The 15,903-nt window shown below is 33.4% G+C and carries 21 protein-coding genes; 2 read left to right on the top strand and 19 right to left on the bottom strand.

Going from position 1 to position 15,903, the window contains the following annotated elements; translation table 11 throughout:
• Nucleotides 1-76: 76 nt before the first annotated feature.
• Entirely contained in the window at nt 77-1,237 is a 1,161-nt protein-coding gene (locus ACIQVU_RS08035) for a hypothetical protein (RefSeq protein WP_402894785.1), read from the bottom strand.
• A gap of 232 nt (nt 1,238-1,469) precedes the next feature.
• On the opposite strand from ACIQVU_RS08035, the gene ACIQVU_RS08030 reads away from it, so the two are divergent.
• Complete coding sequence (locus tag ACIQVU_RS08030; protein ID WP_402894783.1) at nt 1,470-1,886, top strand: hypothetical protein; 417 nt, start codon at nt 1,470-1,472, stop codon at nt 1,884-1,886.
• Nucleotides 1,887-1,989: 103 nt separating this feature from the next.
• The gene (locus ACIQVU_RS08025; RefSeq protein ID WP_402894780.1) at nt 1,990-2,151 is read left to right on the top strand and encodes a hypothetical protein; all 162 of its coding nucleotides are present in this window, start codon (nt 1,990-1,992) and stop codon (nt 2,149-2,151) included.
• A 260-nt stretch (nt 2,152-2,411) separates the two neighbouring features.
• Here the strand turns inward: ACIQVU_RS08025 and ACIQVU_RS08020 are convergent, their stop codons facing one another.
• From ACIQVU_RS08020 to ACIQVU_RS07935, 18 genes are all read right to left on the bottom strand, one after another.
• Entirely contained in the window at nt 2,412-2,741 is a 330-nt protein-coding gene (locus ACIQVU_RS08020) for a hypothetical protein (protein ID WP_402894778.1), read from the bottom strand.
• Between the two features lie 111 nt (nt 2,742-2,852).
• Nucleotides 2,853-3,590: an N-acetylmuramoyl-L-alanine amidase gene (locus tag ACIQVU_RS08015; RefSeq protein ID WP_402894776.1), complete on the bottom strand. Its 738-nt coding sequence runs from the start codon at nt 3,588-3,590 to the stop codon at nt 2,853-2,855.
• The gene (locus ACIQVU_RS08010) at nt 3,577-4,089 is read right to left on the bottom strand and encodes a phage holin family protein (protein WP_402894773.1); all 513 of its coding nucleotides are present in this window, start codon (nt 4,087-4,089) and stop codon (nt 3,577-3,579) included. The genes ACIQVU_RS08015 and ACIQVU_RS08010 overlap by 14 nt, the downstream gene beginning before the upstream one ends.
• Nucleotides 4,090-4,118: 29 nt before the next feature.
• The gene (locus tag ACIQVU_RS08005) at nt 4,119-4,274 is read right to left on the bottom strand and encodes a hypothetical protein (RefSeq protein WP_402894771.1); all 156 of its coding nucleotides are present in this window, start codon (nt 4,272-4,274) and stop codon (nt 4,119-4,121) included.
• 18 nt (nt 4,275-4,292) lie between these two features.
• Nucleotides 4,293-6,056, bottom strand: coding sequence for a hypothetical protein (locus ACIQVU_RS08000; RefSeq protein WP_402894769.1), 1,764 nt, complete (start codon nt 6,054-6,056; stop codon nt 4,293-4,295).
• A gap of 77 nt (nt 6,057-6,133) precedes the next feature.
• The gene (locus ACIQVU_RS07995; RefSeq protein ID WP_402894766.1) at nt 6,134-8,518 is read right to left on the bottom strand and encodes a hypothetical protein; all 2,385 of its coding nucleotides are present in this window, start codon (nt 8,516-8,518) and stop codon (nt 6,134-6,136) included.
• A gap of 18 nt (nt 8,519-8,536) precedes the next feature.
• On the bottom strand, nt 8,537-8,920 hold the full coding sequence (locus ACIQVU_RS07990) for a hypothetical protein (protein WP_402894763.1): 384 nt from the start codon (nt 8,918-8,920) through the stop codon (nt 8,537-8,539).
• 18 nt (nt 8,921-8,938) lie between these two features.
• Nucleotides 8,939-10,852 (bottom strand): phage tail tape measure protein, encoded by a 1,914-nt coding sequence (locus ACIQVU_RS07985; protein ID WP_402894760.1) that lies wholly within the window; start codon nt 10,850-10,852, stop codon nt 8,939-8,941.
• A 6-nt stretch (nt 10,853-10,858) separates the two neighbouring features.
• Nucleotides 10,859-11,188: a hypothetical protein gene (locus ACIQVU_RS07980; RefSeq protein WP_402894757.1), complete on the bottom strand. Its 330-nt coding sequence runs from the start codon at nt 11,186-11,188 to the stop codon at nt 10,859-10,861.
• A gap of 11 nt (nt 11,189-11,199) precedes the next feature.
• Nucleotides 11,200-11,616: a hypothetical protein gene (locus ACIQVU_RS07975; protein WP_402894754.1), complete on the bottom strand. Its 417-nt coding sequence runs from the start codon at nt 11,614-11,616 to the stop codon at nt 11,200-11,202.
• A gap of 109 nt (nt 11,617-11,725) precedes the next feature.
• Nucleotides 11,726-12,253 (bottom strand): hypothetical protein, encoded by a 528-nt coding sequence (locus ACIQVU_RS07970; protein ID WP_402894751.1) that lies wholly within the window; start codon nt 12,251-12,253, stop codon nt 11,726-11,728.
• On the bottom strand, nt 12,254-12,841 hold the full coding sequence (locus ACIQVU_RS07965; protein WP_402894748.1) for a hypothetical protein: 588 nt from the start codon (nt 12,839-12,841) through the stop codon (nt 12,254-12,256).
• Between the two features lie 15 nt (nt 12,842-12,856).
• Nucleotides 12,857-13,414 (bottom strand): hypothetical protein, encoded by a 558-nt coding sequence (locus ACIQVU_RS07960; RefSeq protein WP_402894746.1) that lies wholly within the window; start codon nt 13,412-13,414, stop codon nt 12,857-12,859.
• Nucleotides 13,407-13,718, bottom strand: coding sequence for a hypothetical protein (locus ACIQVU_RS07955; RefSeq protein ID WP_342533350.1), 312 nt, complete (start codon nt 13,716-13,718; stop codon nt 13,407-13,409). Before ACIQVU_RS07955 ends, ACIQVU_RS07960 begins: the two co-directional genes overlap by 8 nt.
• A gap of 1 nt (nt 13,719) precedes the next feature.
• On the bottom strand, nt 13,720-14,127 hold the full coding sequence (locus ACIQVU_RS07950) for a hypothetical protein (protein ID WP_402894743.1): 408 nt from the start codon (nt 14,125-14,127) through the stop codon (nt 13,720-13,722).
• Nucleotides 14,124-14,300 (bottom strand): hypothetical protein, encoded by a 177-nt coding sequence (locus ACIQVU_RS07945; protein WP_402894740.1) that lies wholly within the window; start codon nt 14,298-14,300, stop codon nt 14,124-14,126. The genes ACIQVU_RS07950 and ACIQVU_RS07945 overlap by 4 nt, the downstream gene beginning before the upstream one ends.
• A gap of 81 nt (nt 14,301-14,381) precedes the next feature.
• Nucleotides 14,382-15,329: a hypothetical protein gene (locus ACIQVU_RS07940; RefSeq protein WP_402894738.1), complete on the bottom strand. Its 948-nt coding sequence runs from the start codon at nt 15,327-15,329 to the stop codon at nt 14,382-14,384.
• 28 nt (nt 15,330-15,357) lie between these two features.
• Nucleotides 15,358-15,891 carry a hypothetical protein gene (locus ACIQVU_RS07935; RefSeq protein ID WP_402894735.1) on the bottom strand — a complete coding sequence of 178 codons (534 nt, stop codon included), beginning with the start codon at nt 15,889-15,891 and terminating at the stop codon, nt 15,358-15,360.
• Nucleotides 15,892-15,903: the final 12 nt, after the last annotated feature.

The following is a 15,903-nucleotide window of genomic DNA, read 5'->3' as shown; positions in this document are numbered from 1 at the left end:
GGATTATAAGGAAATTATAAAGGATATAAAAAAGGATTGATAGTCTAATAGCAAGACCGTCAATCCTTCCTTATAATTATCTTAAAAATATTTTATAACCAAATATAAACTTAGTCCAAATAGTAGGTCTCCAAGGAGCATTAGGACACTTCTTACAGGAAGGACTTACAACTGCTATTCTATCTTGTATTTGTCCGTCTGCTTTCATGTATAGTTTCTTTCTAAGTTCAATATGCTTGTTGTAAGATTCGATTGATTTATAGTTTATAGCATAACTAATTATCTGTCTTATATCAAATCCTGCAACAAACATATCAAAATACTCTTTCGTTAGTAGATTGTCTTTTATTATAATTTCGTCAACTTGCTCTTTCTTCAAAAGCATTTCTGGAAGATTGCTTTCAAAATAAACATTCGTGCAAATCGAAAGATTTGTTGAAGAAATTCTTTCAAAAGTACGACAAGCAACAACTGGATTTCTTGAAGTGTAGTCTCTTATTAGATTTTCATATTCTGCAAATCGAGGGTCACTTCTTAATGCAATAATTCTCTTTTTTTCTTTTTCAACTTTCTTTTCAATTTCTTTAATAACTGCTTCTAATGCTAGTTTTGTAGTAGAACAAGCAGTAGATACTTTTCTAATAATATTTTTTCGTTTAAATTCGCCTTCCTCTTTATTGATCTTACTATGAAAAATATCACCCATTTTAAACTTCTTGAAATTAAGAATCCCACCTTCGGAATCTATAAAGCATTCAGAAGCAATACTTGCTATAAGTCGAGTATTTGAATAGATATATACTTTATTATCAAAGTAGTCTTTAAATAAAGTTAAACCTAGTGAACCTTCGTTTATAGCCAATTTTAACTGATGTGTGTCTGCTACTAGAAAATCGTTAGGATTGCCATTCAGCACATTCTGATAAGTTATAGCCTTCTTAAATCTATTAGCAACCTTTGTTTCATAATTTCCTGCATATTTCAATGAGATTGGAGCCCATAAGGATTCTTTCATACCCAAAACCTTAAAGTTTGCTTTAATTAATAGATCAGACTTTGTTTTAGCCTCCCAATGCTCCTCTTCTGTAATTTCCACTTCATTATCTTTATCTGAATCAGAAACTGCACCCGTAACAATCTCTAAGTCTAAATTACAATTATTTACTACTTGGTATATTAAATCAAACACCTCTTTTTCAAATATATTCTTTTTACTTCTTTCTTGTACAAATGTCATAAGATCAACCCCTTTCGCGTTATGACCTGTATAAACAGTTAACCAGCGATAGGTGGTTTCCTTTATTAATTTAGTAGGACTATATAATTATTTTTACTAACCATTGGTGGTTAAAAATAAACCAAACTACCTATAAAATAAATAGAAACAAAAAAGAGTATTTATTATTTTTGTCTTGAAATGTATATATGTAAAACAAAACAAACTAAAGACGAAAAGGAGTTGTTGACAAATGTTAACAAGAAAGTACACAGGACAAAAATACGGAACTAATGAAAATGGAATCGAAGTAGAATTACCAATGGAACAAAAGACAGTAGAAGTAGAATCAGCAAAAGAAAGAGTTGAGTTCGCACTAAGATATTCTAGAAATGTTATACCCGCAGGAGTTTACAATGTATTTCTTACTAGTTTAACAACTATCATGGAAAGCATTGAAGAGTTAAACCAAATTGCAGAAGAGGAAGGATTGCCAAATGGCTTTTTAGATACAATTACAGATTTAAGAATCAGTTTTGAAAATGTAGTATGTACACTACAAAAAATAGAACACAAAGAAAAGGACTATAAGTTAGCACATAAGCAAACGATCAAGGAATTAAGCCAAATATTCTTTAGTGCTTATAGTCATGCAGTATCTATATGGTAAAGATAAAAGACTTCCTTTAAATAGGAGGTCTTTTATTAATTGGCGCCAATCCTTCCTTCCTTTATAATTAAAAGAAAAGGAATAGGATTAGGAGGAAATAAATATGACAAATGAAGCGGAAAACAGAGTAAAGGTTCTTTTAAATAAGATTGAAGGAGCATTACAAGATATTGAAACAGTATGCAATCAACACGGTTATGATACAGAACCATTGGGTAAAGCCTTCGAAAGTGTTCAAAAAGCAAGAGATTTTAAATTATCTTAATATCAAAAAAAGACTATAATTAGAGGATTAACTCTTTTATAGTCTTTTTTATGTCTGTTTATTAAAAACGGCTAAAGTCGTCCAAAATAGCCTGTATTACTCTATTTTATGGCCTTAATAATTTAAAGAAGAATTTAATCTCCTTTATCCTATTTTATTCTATTTTTTATTTTTTTCTTCTTTCTATTATTCCTTTATAGGGATTTATTTCTGGGCGAATAAAATAACTTATTTCTGGTGAAATAGATAGGTAATAAGGACTACTTATTTTTAATAGATTTGTTAATTAAATCTAATAACAACTGCTCAATAAGTTCTTTGTCTAATCCTGCCTTAACCAATCGTTGACGATACTCAACACCAATTTCGACTAAAACCTTATCAATATCAACCTTTTCCTGCTCAGAAGTCTTTTCATCAATCCTTGATTTAACTACTTTCAGCAACTCTTGCAATGTATCAGAAGCGGTATCTACAACTGCATTAAATGCTATTTCCTTAAACTTCTTACTCTTACTGTACTTATAAACAAGAATGAAAGAGATTAGGAATAAGAGGAAAACAATAAAGATTATCAGTAAATCTTGCATAACAATTACCTCCTTTTATGCTCATTTGTTGGTAATTATGCTTTATTAATAACAATTATTTTTTATTATTAAATGTTATGAAGTGTTATTAATAAAACATAATTAGACTTATCACTTAGTAAAAACTTTGACATATTTGCTACTTGCCGTTATATATTTTCCACTCTTTAGTTTGTACATTTTTGCACCTGCTACTGTGTGTGTGCTTACTACTGTAAATGTAGTACCTTTCTTGTAGGAAATGTATTTATCATTCCAATTTGCCGTATTATAAGTCCAAAGATTGTCTGCAACAACTTGTACATATGTTGTTTTCTTAACTACCGTAGGTTGCTTTACTTCCTCTTTCTTCTGCACTGTTGGATTTAAATAGGATTTAACCAAAGCCACAAACTTGTCCCAAGTCCACCCATACTTTCCGCTCCTAATTCTTTCAGGACAGTTTTTCTTACTCCAATGATAATGTTGCCTCATGTTGCTTAAAGGAATGTTTTCGTCCTTTAATATCTTTGCTGCTAGTTGCGCGGCTAACTTAACTGCACTATCAAAATCTTTTACCCAACAAATTTCGATTCCAATACTTGTGTCATTTCCTGCTGTTGTACCTGTATGCCAACACTTCCAAGTATGTTCAAAATTTTGGTGGATTTCTTTGTCATCAACGCTATAATGCCAACTTGCTTTACTTCGCTTCATGCCAAGTCTTTTTTGCAACTTCGCATGATTTATCGAACTTGCATTTAGATTTCCTGTTTCGTGGATTGTAAGATATTTTTTCGTATTTCCTTTTCCACCTGTAACCTGCAATGCTTCATTATCTGTTAGCATATAATCTTTATTGATCTTCATTTTCCTCATCCTCCTTTTCTATATAATTTTCATAAATCCTCAATATTTTGTTTTTGATAACTTTCGCATGAGGAAATCCCATATCTGCACTTGTTTCTAAAATTGAAATCAATTCGCACAAAACAACAACCACAACATAAAATATAATTATTCCGTTTAAAATAGTATGTAGGAAACTCAAATCTGAAAAGGAATTTGAAGTTAAGGATAGGAAGGAAATAAAAACAAAAGGAATGATCATGGCGACTAGTTTTCCGAATGTGTTACGAATTCTTCTACTTCTTATAACTACATTTTTATTTAACCAAGCACAAGTAACTGCAAATATAAAATCAAATAGCACCGCTAAAACAATTGTTGTACCCATAACTACATAAAACTCTGCTATATCACTTGTGAAGGAAATCCCCAATAAACTAACAATTAACCCGTAATACCATATAAAAATGTTACTTAATAAACTAATTAACTTGCTCCATACAGAAGTTAATACTTCCATCTAATATTCACCGCCTTCTACTTCAGAAATTAACTACCAATGGTAGTGGAGTCTGAACTCTCCTTGTTTACTAAAATCAAAAGAAGGTCTTTTATTTCAGTTAATTCTGCTTTAACTGTTTTTAATTCTTCTTTTAGTTCTAAATTTTCCTGTTCAATCGGCTTACTTATTAAAATATGTTTCACTTATAGCACCTCCCTATATTAAGTTGCATACCCAACTAGCAGTCCAAATATTTCTAAATCAGAATCGTCAAAAACTATTTCAAGATTACTAATTTGATTTACCTTATCTAGTTCAATCCTTTTGTCTAGTAAATGCTTTTGACCATTTACAATAAGGCTAGAATTACTTACATAGGACTTGTTAGCAGCCAAGATTACATGGAGAGTTTTTGCAATAATGCTTTTGTTTATCTTTATAGAAAAACCAACAGGTGAACTTTGTTGAGTTGTTATACTTAAGTTGAGTTTACTTATAACAAGATAGTTATTATTATTTTCAACATAATAATTATCTGATGATATATATATTTTTTTATCCTTAAAGTAACCTTTTCTTATTGTTTCATTTGTTAATACATTTTTTATATAACCTTGAGTGATAAGTATTTTATCGTCAACATATACAATGTCGCTAATGCCTGTGTAAAGCATGCTGCCATCAAGACCAAGTGCAAGACTATGCATTTCATCGTGACTTTCAGTAACTATTACAGTAGACCCTGTTGTAATTTCCTTCTTGAGTAACACTTGCTTAACAGCCATTGCAGGACCTCCTGTATAATCATTTTGAGGTTCATAACCAATTGGTAGTAAAGTCAAGAAGTAAAGAAATTTACCATCAGGTGAAAGGACAGAATTTACTGCTAATTCGGATAACTTATCTATCGAAATTAAAGCACTGAAGAAATAATCTGCTTTTAATGGATCGTCATCTGGAATTAATGAAAATATTTCATACTCCCATATTTCGTGCATAAATTCATTAAAATTCTCATGTTTATCTACAGAGTAAGTATCTGAAGGAATATGATATTTCACAAAATAAATACCATCACGATTGTAGTACTGTATAAGAAGAAGGTCATTTTTTATATCAAAATAATCACTACGCCAATAATGCCTAAAGTCATGGGATGAGTTGCTTTCTAAGAATGAAAAAATTTCATACAAAGTCTTGCTTGAAATATATTCTTGAGCATTAGTGTCTTTTCTTGTTTTTTCAATATATGAATTCAACCAACTTCCAACAAAATCATACTTATATGTGATACCATTAATATTTTCAAATATTGGCTTATTCTCATTTTTTAAATTATTAACATTAGAAAACTGAACTCCATCAGACTTAATAACTCCATTAACAACTGAGCAGTTTGTCAGTACATACTGACTTGTATCTTCGTCATAAAAATCATCATAATATAGACCTTCAAGGCCGCTCCAAACTGGATCAAGTTGTCCATTTTGAGCATTATTAACAACTCTATATAGGATTTCACGTGAAAGATTTAGATTAACAGAATCGAGTTCCTTTTTAATTTTAGTTAAATCGGAACCGACAATATTACTACCTGTATTGTACTCACTTTTCAAAAGATACTTATCTAGTTCAGTTTTTTTTGCATACATATCTAAATCTGTTTTCTTTGCATATGTTGCTTTTATAGTCTCTATACTAGTGTCAATAGCATTAATTCTGCTATTAAGATCATCAATAACAGCCTGTTTTATTGTGTTTTTTATTTCTTCATTTTCCTTTTCTGCAACTACATTAGGTTTATAATTACTCATGATCTTCTGGATTACAGATTTAATAACATATAACTCTTGTAGCACGTCTACATTCTTTTCACCATCATAAATATAACGATTCGTTCCTTTCATTTGTTGTCGTCTATATTCTTTTTCTATCATGCTTGTTATTTCCTTTTGTATTTCCTTTATATAAACATATTCCTCCAAAATTAAAACCTCCTCTTTCCACCAACCTGCCTGTCCGTAAGTGGACCAATCTTAAAACAAATAAAGGAAGGAAAGGATTAAGAATAATCCGTAAGTGTATAGGTAGCCGAAGCACCGTTTCCTTTACTTATATTTATAGTTACACTCGTACAAACTCCCTTGTAACTTCCACCTAAAAGTCGTTGACTTGTTAATAAAACAGTATGACCGGGCTTCAACCCCGGAACGTAAGGATAACTGAATATTAACTCTTCCTTAATACCGTTCTTTAAAATACTTCTGGCATATGCATCAGCCTGTGCCTTATCCATTTCTGGTCGTATTTGTTCGTACGTAGAAGCGGATTCTCCTGCATATACATTTTCATCCCTAAATACCTGTACAACTCCACTTTTAGAACCACGGCCATATATTATCTTGACCGAATTATAAACAGTAGCAGACTTTAAATGTTCAATTTGTTCGGCAGAGAATGAAGTACTTAGTTCAAAATCGGGAATAGGCTTTACTTTAGGAGTCTCAAAAATCAGCACATTTCCTACACTATGCATTTGCATTCCTGTACTATCTGCCAAATCTTTAAGCAAGTCTCCATTTGTCAATCCTGCATTTGAAAAGGAAGGAACTACTTGTTCAGAATCCCTATAAGCGTCCTTGAAATAATCATCATAGGAAGGAGTGTTAGGAGTTTTAGGAATAGAAGGAGTGGAAGAACTGTTTTCGAAATCCTTGTAGATTGGATTGTTGCTTTCGTCTAACCAGTTTTTTATTGCTTCGCCTCCATTTTCAGTCACAGTGTCATGTTTATACTTAACTCTAAAGCGAACAATCTCATTGTAACCTCTTTTTCTTCTATCATTAACATCTGTCCCGTATTCAGCATAATTGGGGATGAAATATACATACCCTTTAGAGTAAAAGAATTGACCTGCTGTTGACATGGTATATACGTCATATAACCTTGTTACTGGAATATTCTTTTCAATTGTAAGGTTTAAGGAGTCAAATATATCGTAACTTCCGCTCCTAATTGCCATTGAGTATCCAAAATTAAATATAGAATCACTGTTAGTTAAATACATTCCACCGTCTTCCGTTTTAGTTCCTTGAAGAAGTTCTTTAAATACAAGGCTTGTATCTTCCTCTTTCATATTCAATCCATCACTGTATTTAAAGACATATCTTTGATGATAGTAATGCCAACCCATAACACTTCTGTCTACAAAGTAAATATTCATATAGACATAATTCCCACTTACCATATACCTAAAAGTTTCCCAACCATCACCTGTTGAAAATGATTTTCCATAGAAATAAGTAGCCGTAGTTCCTCGCAAATCCCAACAATCTAGAAATAAGACTCTGTTAATCGAATAGCAGTACATTAAAGTGTTATTTTCAAAATAATAACGACTTGTTGAAGATACGGAATCTGAATAACCTATTCGATTAACCTCGTCACCATTTTGATTTTTCATCTTAAACTGCCTAATAGACTTATCTTCTAGATCTATCATGATCATTTTTGCATCACGACCCCAGTGACCCACTGCAACAACCATTGCACGATCAGCCTTTAAATCACCAATAATATTTACATCGTCACTACTGTCTTTCAGATCTAGAGCCTTACCACCAAATCCTAATTGATTTGTTACTTCCTTCCTTTCATTCATATCAATAATTCGAATACCCCAAAATGAAGTTAGAGTACCAGTAGAGTCTTTATAACGATTTAAAACGACTAGGTAGCCATTTTTAGTCATTGCCATTTTTGTATATGAATTATTTTTTGTTTCAAACAGTTTTCTACTTCCATTTAAAACCAACTCCCAATCTCCATATACAGGAGTTGTTGTGTTATTTTGAGGAGGAGTATTCCCAGATCCACCCCAACCATCTGGCTTATCTGTTGTTCCATAATCTAAGTCCAATTGAGGTGTTCCTACATTGAAATTAAAGGAAGGATCATTCTCCTTTATTTTTCCTAATACATTGTTTAAATTTTCTAGATCTCTATCTTGTGTAGATTTTAATTCAGCAGCATTGTCATAAATATTTCCCGTTGCAGAAACATCTGCCCCACGAAAAATAGAACTATTTATATCCGTATTTCTATCTGTCATTTCAACACGAACGAGTGTGTAGTCTCCTGTTTCAGCGGTCATGCCCCAAGCATTAACAATTCCTTTCATTAAAAAGTCTTCTTTCGGATTACTTCCCTTTGTTACTATTGAAATCTCAATAATCTCACCTCTTTTATTTAAAATCCCCTTAAAGTTAGGGTCTTTCAAGTAGTTGAATTTATCTAAATGTGAAATTAATTGAATATTACAGGTTTGAGGTTCTCCATATGCTCCTGTATAGTCAAGACTTTCAATATAGCGATCTTCGATAACTCGTCCACCTCTTGCGACTAGTTTAATTTCAACAGTCCTATCTGGTCCTAAATAATAATTCATTTCCTTATCCTCCTTTCCTTATAATTTTTTAATTACAATGCATGTTAATCCTATCGTATCTAAGTCTGAAACCTGCTTTCCTTTCACCGCTTCCGCACGTTCAACCATAACGTCATAACGTCCATGAGGGTCCTTAAATCTACGCTTCTTATGTACAGAGGAAAGGAATAAAGGAAGGTCTTCATGAAGGATAATAGCCTCAATTGAAATTCGACTAACCATTCCATAGGATTCAAATAATGCATTTTCTATATTTCCATCTAAAGGAATTTTAACTGCAAAGTTTCCTTCCCAAGAGCGCGGATTCCAATCGTCATATGTTCCTATAAAATTTATTCGTCCTGTTCCATCTGTATTTTCCAAATAGAATAGTACTTCATCACTTGGTAGGTAGTAACTCATCATCAATTCCTCCTTTCATTAAAACGTCCCTCCGTTAGCAGTTTTTAATCCTTTTGCTAAACCTTTACCAGTTGCTTGAGCATTATGCTTATCTACTAAACCATTAAATGCAAAATTATAAACGTCACCAGTAGCATTTCCATTCTTCAACCCATCAGTGTATTTAGCCATTATCTTAAATGGATTAATTGTTTCACCTTTAATGAGGTTTTGAAGCATTTGAGCAGGTAGTGCAATCAATTTAGTCAACCAACTTATAATATCTGCCACTTTCTGAGCAAATCCTTGAACTGATTTAGGAAGTAATGAAACAAGGAAATTAAGAAGAGAATGAAAGCCGTCTTGTAGGAGTGTCATAGGAGTACCCATTTCTGCAAATATGTTTGCCCAATCCTTACCAAATATCTTTTCGATAAGCCAGTAAGCACCTTTAAGAACAGATAATACAAGCATTACAATTCCAACGATAGGATTAATAAATCTAGAAATGAATTTCCCTAAACTTTTAAGACCGCTCCATATCCATTTAAAGAAGCCTCCTACTCCTTTAAAGAAGTTGGCAACATTAGCCCAAAGACCTTTAAAGAAGTTTCCTATCGGCTTTAAAAGAGATCCTAAAGAAGTACCAAACTTAGAAAGGATAACTTGAACTGCTTTAACGACAACCATTAAACTAAGAATTGCAGAAGCAATGCTTGAAAGAACTGTTCCTATAACTAAAGACCAAGCAAGAAACTTAGCAAAGCCCGGATTCTCTTTTAGGAAAGTGTTTGCTGTATTAATTGCCTTTGTTAATCCTTCCATGATTTTAATTACAGTAGGAAGGAGTTCCTGACCAATAGTAGCCTTCAAATCCGTCCATGAGTTTTTTAGTTTTAATGAAGAGTGTTCAAAAGAGCCTTCGGTAAAGTCCTTCCAAGCCTTATCAGCCGTTCCTGTCGTTTCTACGAACTTTCCTATCCTTTTTTCATAATTATTAAAGAACATTTCACCAACGTCAGTCGAAATACTTCCTCCTGCTATTTCCATGAAATTACGTTTTACAAAGGAGTCACCAACGTTTCCAATACGCATCATAATGTCTTGATATTGTTTCATTGTTCCTTTATCCCTTGCTTTTAAATTATTGATAATTCCTTCAACAGACATTGAGCCACTATCAATTTCTTCTGAATATAAATGACGAATCATATCAAGGAAGTCGTCAGTTAGATCCTTACTTCTATCCATTACTTCACGAACTGAATCTCCTACTTTATCGAGGTTAAATGAACCACCTTCTTTGATTCCGTATTCCATTTCTGCAATTGCATCACCAATATCGAATCCGCTATTATGGAAGTCTTCCGAATACTCCTCAAATGCTCCTAATGTTTCATTAAACGAACCACCAGAGGCTTGTAAAGCCTTAACAAGACCGTCTGCTGCTTCCTCGAAAGGAACTTGGAATCCCACTGTCATTTTGGAAAGAGTACTCGCAACTTCGTCCGAGCCAACTTCAAAGATTTTTGATATTTCCAATATTCTTCTTGCTATTTGCTTCTTATCGTCATCCTTAAATAAGCGTTCTGCTAATACTAAACCTTTGCCAACTTCGTCATATGTTTCACCTAATCCGTCAACGAACAATTCCCTCATGTCGTCTTTGAATCCTTGAACCATATTATCAGGCAAGCCAGTCTGTGCTTGAACTCTATTCATGGAATCTTCCATTTCGGCAGCGGCTTTTACAACACTAGCAATTGCCCCTGCTCCACCTTTAGCAATTCCACCTAGAGCAACAGCAGCGCCTCCCATTGTAAAGTCTGCTTTAGAGAATGCCCCTTGAAGATTTTTAATTTGATCTTCAACTGAATCCATTACTGTTTCGAACTCACTAGAATCCGCTCCAATACGAGCAATAATAGAACCTAATCCAAATTTACTTGCCATTTATATCTAACCTCCCTTCTGTTGTTTAAGAGCAAGAAGTTTATTTCTAAATGCTTCTTCTTGTTCTTTAATATTTGTTTTCTTTTCCTTTCCTTTACTAAGATCATATTTACTTTGTTCACGCTCAAACTCTTTAAATATTTTCTTGATATTTTTTGAACCTTCCTTACTTAGTGCTTGCATAGGAGCAATAGCCAACATGAAATCATTAGCGTCTGAAATTGTTTTACTTCTACGCTCTAATTCCATCTGCTCTATAATTTCAGCAAAGGAAAAATCATGTTGCCAAACAGACGGGGGAACTCCTTTGTTTAAAAAGAAATTACTGATTTCCATTAGTAATTTTTCTAGATCGAATCCTTCGTCTTGTTCTTTTCCTTCTTCTTGAATCCCCCCATGAACTTTTTTATTTGCGCCAAGTTAGGACTCATGTTCACACCATAGATTGCTAAAAGGATATCTTTTAATCCGTCAAAATCAGCCACATTCTCATAATCAAATTCCTCTGTTAAATAAGGATTTAATAAGGAAGGAACTTTAGGAATGATATACACAAGTGCGTCAATTGCTGACTCTGTATCTAATTCTCCTGCCGTTAATTTACCTATTACTTCCTCACCAACTTCTGGATCACGCACTAATTCTGAAATCTGATTAAGGATTGTAAAAACCGAAACACGCTTTACAATTACCGAATCATAATCACCATTTACATTGATATAATCAACCTTTTTTGCTTTTAAAAATGCTACATTGTTATTCATTTTCATTTCCTCCTTTTTTTTAGTTAACGAATAAATACAAAATAAAAGGAAGGAAAGAATAAAAATCCTAATCCTTCCTTCCTTTTATTTATATATAGGGTTTACTATGTTAAACCCCGACATTTCCTGTATTTCCGAATAAAACATGATACTTAGATGCATTCTGGAATGTTCTAAGTTCTAACCCGATTACAGTTACAACTTCTGGTCCAAATTCGAATGAAGGAGAACCTACGTTAACTGCTTTAGGGAAGATTATCCAACGGCTTTTATTGTCAGGATCTTCACTTGGAGCAAAAATAAAACACTCTGTTAGTTCGTGAAGTTTATAAGCACCGCTTTTTAAAGAATACCCATTACCAACTACGTCTATCATTGGTAATGCAGTTTCAAGTGCAGTACGATCAAACTCCATTAATGCTATTTCTGCTAGTGCATACTTTGGTCTACGTGTGAAACCAATGGTAGTTAGATTTTCACCGTTTTCTACCTCAAAATCTCCAAATTCAAAGGATATTGTTAATCCATCTTCCGATGTTGTTCCCAATTTTGCACCTAGAGTGGCTACCGAACCTGTCATTGTTCCACTAAACACGCTGTATGCCTCGTTTAATATACTTTTTTCTTCATTAATCATTTACAATTCGCTCCTTTCATTTTCACCCATAAAATGCGTAGATTTAGCATTTTCAGGTAAATCGACTCCACTTTCTGAGCCATTTTCTTGCTCTTTTAACTCTAATTCAGAAGGAATGTAGTTATATCCGTTCGCTTCTGCCTGTTTTTTTAAGTCAATTAAAGTTACATAGTAAATTGTTTTATAGACTAGTGCCGTATCTTGTTGCTCAAAAAACTCAAGTTCACTTTCAACAAAGCAGTTTTTTATTAAGTAGTTTTTATATCTAATGTTTCTAATACTATCTAACGAATCTACAACCATATCAGCAACTTCACGTGGATCTCTATCTTCCGTATGGTTGTAGTATTTAATCTTTACAGTTACAACTGGATATCGAATATACCTAGCAGTTCGTGGACCCGGATTAGATCCAGATTCATATAGAAATATCATAGATTCTGTATTTGCAGAATCTATTTGGATATTCATCAATTCTTCAATTCCTTCTTCGGCCAAGTAGTATCGCAAAATAAAAGGAACAGAAGGAAAGATTCCGCTATTAATTTCAAGTTCCTCTGCAGGAATATTAAGTTCTCGATATTTCATTTCCAACTCCTCCTTTTAATTTGTTTGATTTCCACGTGTTGCCTTGTGAATCGTCTTTCTTGCTGTTTTTCCTACTTCTTCCACTATCTTTGGTTTTAACTCCCTAAATGGCTGCTCTAAGTACTCCATTTGACCGTCTATATGTCGATAGTTATTATCGTGTTGAGGTTCTGAATATGGTGTATTAAACCCAATATCAAGTATAATTTCACTCTCTATCTTGCTAGAACTAGAAGGACTAGATCCTCCAAAGGTAACAGAACCATTCTCGTCAGAAGTAGCAATGATAGTTTTATTGTTTTTAACGATAGTTCCAGAAGCCCTCAACTGACCACCGTCATGTGTTTTTATTACTTTTCCTTCCTCGTCCTTTAATAAATCACCGTTTTCATCCATTTCACCTTGGTAAATAGGTGCTTTATTAACTGCATCAGCAAGCAGTTTAAAACTGGCTTTTCTTAAAGTCTTTTCAATTTCCTTTTTTAACTTTTTCCTTAAATCCTTACTATTCCTTACTAGTTCCTTTTGACCGCTAAGGTCAATGTTGACACCCATTGATGCTCGTCTAGCCAAAGTACACGATCTTCTTTATAATTCGTAAACTATAAGGGTGTCTTACGAAATACACTCTCCAGCAAGTGTACATATTGTCGTCATAGAAAATCCTCCATGATTCATCAATTGGAGAATCTGCTGAACAGTGCAAATATGCATAGATTGTATATTGCTCTTGGTTGTTCCCGTCAATATCCCAATTGTTTTCATATGTAAGATATCCATATTCAATATGCTCTTTTTCGTAAATAGGAACTTTTTGACCTTTAGCATTTCTTACAGCAGGGTATGCTTTAATTGGTTCTTTAAAAAGATTGTACATATTAAAACCTCCCCATAAGAACGATAACAGGTAGTAAAGTTTCGTAAGCATCAGGATATATTGAACGGATAGAAGAAGTATCATAAGAAGCAGAATAGTCACCTGCTGAAAGGCTTGTTACTCCATTTCGTTTATTTATAATTGCTAGTTGGGCTTCCATATCAGTTAATACGTGATAGGCTTGAATAATAACGGCTTCAAAAACTGCTGAATCTTTGTATTTTTTAGCCTGTATAGTGTACTTAAAGACAACACTTCTAAAAATAGTCCTCCAAGCCGATTTAAGGGCTTTATGTCTTTCTTCTACTGTGAAGTTAAACCAATTGCTAAAAGAAGGGTCTAGGACGTCCTGAACGAAATTATCAGCAGTTTCTAAAGGAACTAAGTCGTAATCTCTAATTACTGTCATTTAGCAACACCTCTTTTTCGTTTCGCAGGAGTTTTTATTTCTACTGAATAGCCGTATCGTTTAAATCTTTCGACTAATTCCTTATCTGTTGTTTCTGCCATTCCTTCTTCAAACTTCATACCTAAAACAGTGTCACTTGATTTGTTGAATAGCCTAACTATATAAGTGTTCATAAAATCACTCCTTTCTTTATGAACCTTTTTGTAAACAAAAAAGTGAAGAAGAAGGATTTACTCCCACCCTTCACTTTTTTGTTAAAACGGACTAGTTAATCCTTGAATACGAGCAACAGAACGAGCAGAGTATTCTGCAATACCTGCGTCCCAACTCATATGTACACCTTTATAAATAGCACCAACTGTATAAGGTTCAGTTGTAATACCTGCTTCACCTTCAATACCGTTGAAACGGTGTGGTGCAAGGTTCATTAAGTAGATAGAGCCTGTATTTTCTAAAGTTGTACTTTCATTTACTACAACAGTTTCATTAAACGGTAATGGATTTACAGTAATTGTAGAGAATGTACCATTACCATTATCAACTTGCTTTTGGAATGTACTCATACGAATAATTTCAGAACCGTTAAATGAAACAATGTTGTTTTCGAACTGATCTTTACTACGCTCTAAAAGGTGCTTAGAAGCCAATAGATCAACCAATTGCACATAAGTTTGGTCTGATACTAAAATTACAACGTCAGCCACATTAGCAGGTTGTAATGCTAATTGAGCCATTTGTAATTGAGCAATATTAATCTTACCTTCTATTGCAGTAAATAATAATTCTTGATCAACACGGTACTTAGCACCCTTCAGTCCTGAATCGTCACCAGTACCATTTAACACTTCATCCGCAAATGCACGTGAAATAGAAGCCGCTTGGTCTTCTAAAGCAGATTTTAAGAAAGCCTCCGGGTTAACCATGCGGCTTAATTCATTTTTGTCGTATCGGAAATCTGCATAGAAAATAGAAGTCTTTTCTGTTACTGGTTTGTAATTAAATTTAGTTTGTTCTGGTTCTTGACCAATATAACGTGTACCTGCACCCATTAAACCGTCTTTACGACTAAATGTAATACTTGCACCTTTAATAGGTTGGAACAAGAAACGAGCCGTTAAAGGAGATCCTTTAGCAATCGCGCCATATATTTCGGACAGGCGTTGATCCGTTTGCAATCCTGCACTATGTAATAGTGTATGCATTATATAATCCCTTCCTTTCCTTTAGGTATTAACCTAATAATTCCTTAGCAAAATCTAACAATCCTGAACCTTGTTTTTTAGTAGGTGCTGGATTGGAGCCTTGACCACCAATGGTAGAAAGAAGATTCTTTTCTTTTAAGTCGTTCATCATTTTTGCATAAACAGAGTTTACTTGTTCTTTTATCTTTTCCTTGTCAGTCGAAAATTCAACTTGACCTTTATATGCCTCAAGTAATTCCCTTCCATTTAATGCTTCCTTAATGTCCTTATCAAATTGAACCTTTTTTTCTTCTTCCTCTTTGCCTGTTTTATACTGTTTTAAAGTTTCAAGTTCTTCTAGAACTGAAGAAAGTTCTTGACCATTTAATAAAGATTTCAATGAATCAAGTTCTTGACTTAGATTTCCGATAAGAACTTTATCTTCGTTAGGAGTTTCTTCTTTAACTTTTTCAGTCTCAGTTTTAACTTCCTCAGTTTCAACAGGATTAGTAGTAGTCTCAACTTCCTCTTTTATTGCTACTTCTTCTGTTGTTTCAACTTCTTCATTTTTAATTTCCTCCATAGTTATCACCTC

This window comes from Lysinibacillus sp. NPDC098008 (assembly GCF_044760715.1).
Classification (GTDB): Bacteria; Bacillota; Bacilli; order Bacillales_A; family Planococcaceae; genus Lysinibacillus.
Note: the sequence above shows the minus strand (reverse complement) of the source record. Positions and strands in the feature narration are given on the sequence as shown.

Excerpts from the sequence above, each read along its gene's own strand:
- ACIQVU_RS07955 (WP_342533350.1), bottom strand. The coding sequence starts at position 13,718 with ATGTACAATCTTTTTAAAGAACCAATTAAAGCATACCCTGCTGTAAGA.
- ACIQVU_RS07945 (WP_402894740.1), bottom strand. The coding sequence starts at position 14,300 with ATGAACACTTATATAGTTAGGCTATTCAACAAATCAAGTGACACTGTT.
- ACIQVU_RS08025 (WP_402894780.1), top strand. The coding sequence starts at position 1,990 with ATGACAAATGAAGCGGAAAACAGAGTAAAGGTTCTTTTAAATAAGATT.
- ACIQVU_RS08010 (WP_402894773.1), bottom strand. The coding sequence starts at position 4,089 with ATGGAAGTATTAACTTCTGTATGGAGCAAGTTAATTAGTTTATTAAGT.
- ACIQVU_RS08015 (WP_402894776.1), bottom strand. The coding sequence starts at position 3,590 with ATGAAGATCAATAAAGATTATATGCTAACAGATAATGAAGCATTGCAG.
- ACIQVU_RS07950 (WP_402894743.1), bottom strand. The coding sequence starts at position 14,127 with ATGACAGTAATTAGAGATTACGACTTAGTTCCTTTAGAAACTGCTGAT.
- ACIQVU_RS08035 (WP_402894785.1), bottom strand. The coding sequence starts at position 1,237 with ATGACATTTGTACAAGAAAGAAGTAAAAAGAATATATTTGAAAAAGAG.
- ACIQVU_RS07970 (WP_402894751.1), bottom strand. The coding sequence starts at position 12,253 with ATGATTAATGAAGAAAAAAGTATATTAAACGAGGCATACAGCGTGTTT.
- ACIQVU_RS08030 (WP_402894783.1), top strand. The coding sequence starts at position 1,470 with ATGTTAACAAGAAAGTACACAGGACAAAAATACGGAACTAATGAAAAT.
- ACIQVU_RS08020 (WP_402894778.1), bottom strand. The coding sequence starts at position 2,741 with ATGCAAGATTTACTGATAATCTTTATTGTTTTCCTCTTATTCCTAATC.
- ACIQVU_RS07975 (WP_402894754.1), bottom strand. The coding sequence starts at position 11,616 with ATGAATAACAATGTAGCATTTTTAAAAGCAAAAAAGGTTGATTATATC.
- ACIQVU_RS07965 (WP_402894748.1), bottom strand. The coding sequence starts at position 12,841 with ATGAAATATCGAGAACTTAATATTCCTGCAGAGGAACTTGAAATTAAT.
- ACIQVU_RS07940 (WP_402894738.1), bottom strand. The coding sequence starts at position 15,329 with ATGCATACACTATTACATAGTGCAGGATTGCAAACGGATCAACGCCTG.
- ACIQVU_RS07980 (WP_402894757.1), bottom strand. The coding sequence starts at position 11,188 with ATGGAAATCAGTAATTTCTTTTTAAACAAAGGAGTTCCCCCGTCTGTT.
- ACIQVU_RS07995 (WP_402894766.1), bottom strand. The coding sequence starts at position 8,518 with ATGAATTATTATTTAGGACCAGATAGGACTGTTGAAATTAAACTAGTC.
- ACIQVU_RS07990 (WP_402894763.1), bottom strand. The coding sequence starts at position 8,920 with ATGAGTTACTACCTACCAAGTGATGAAGTACTATTCTATTTGGAAAAT.
- ACIQVU_RS07985 (WP_402894760.1), bottom strand. The coding sequence starts at position 10,852 with ATGGCAAGTAAATTTGGATTAGGTTCTATTATTGCTCGTATTGGAGCG.
- ACIQVU_RS07935 (WP_402894735.1), bottom strand. The coding sequence starts at position 15,891 with ATGGAGGAAATTAAAAATGAAGAAGTTGAAACAACAGAAGAAGTAGCA.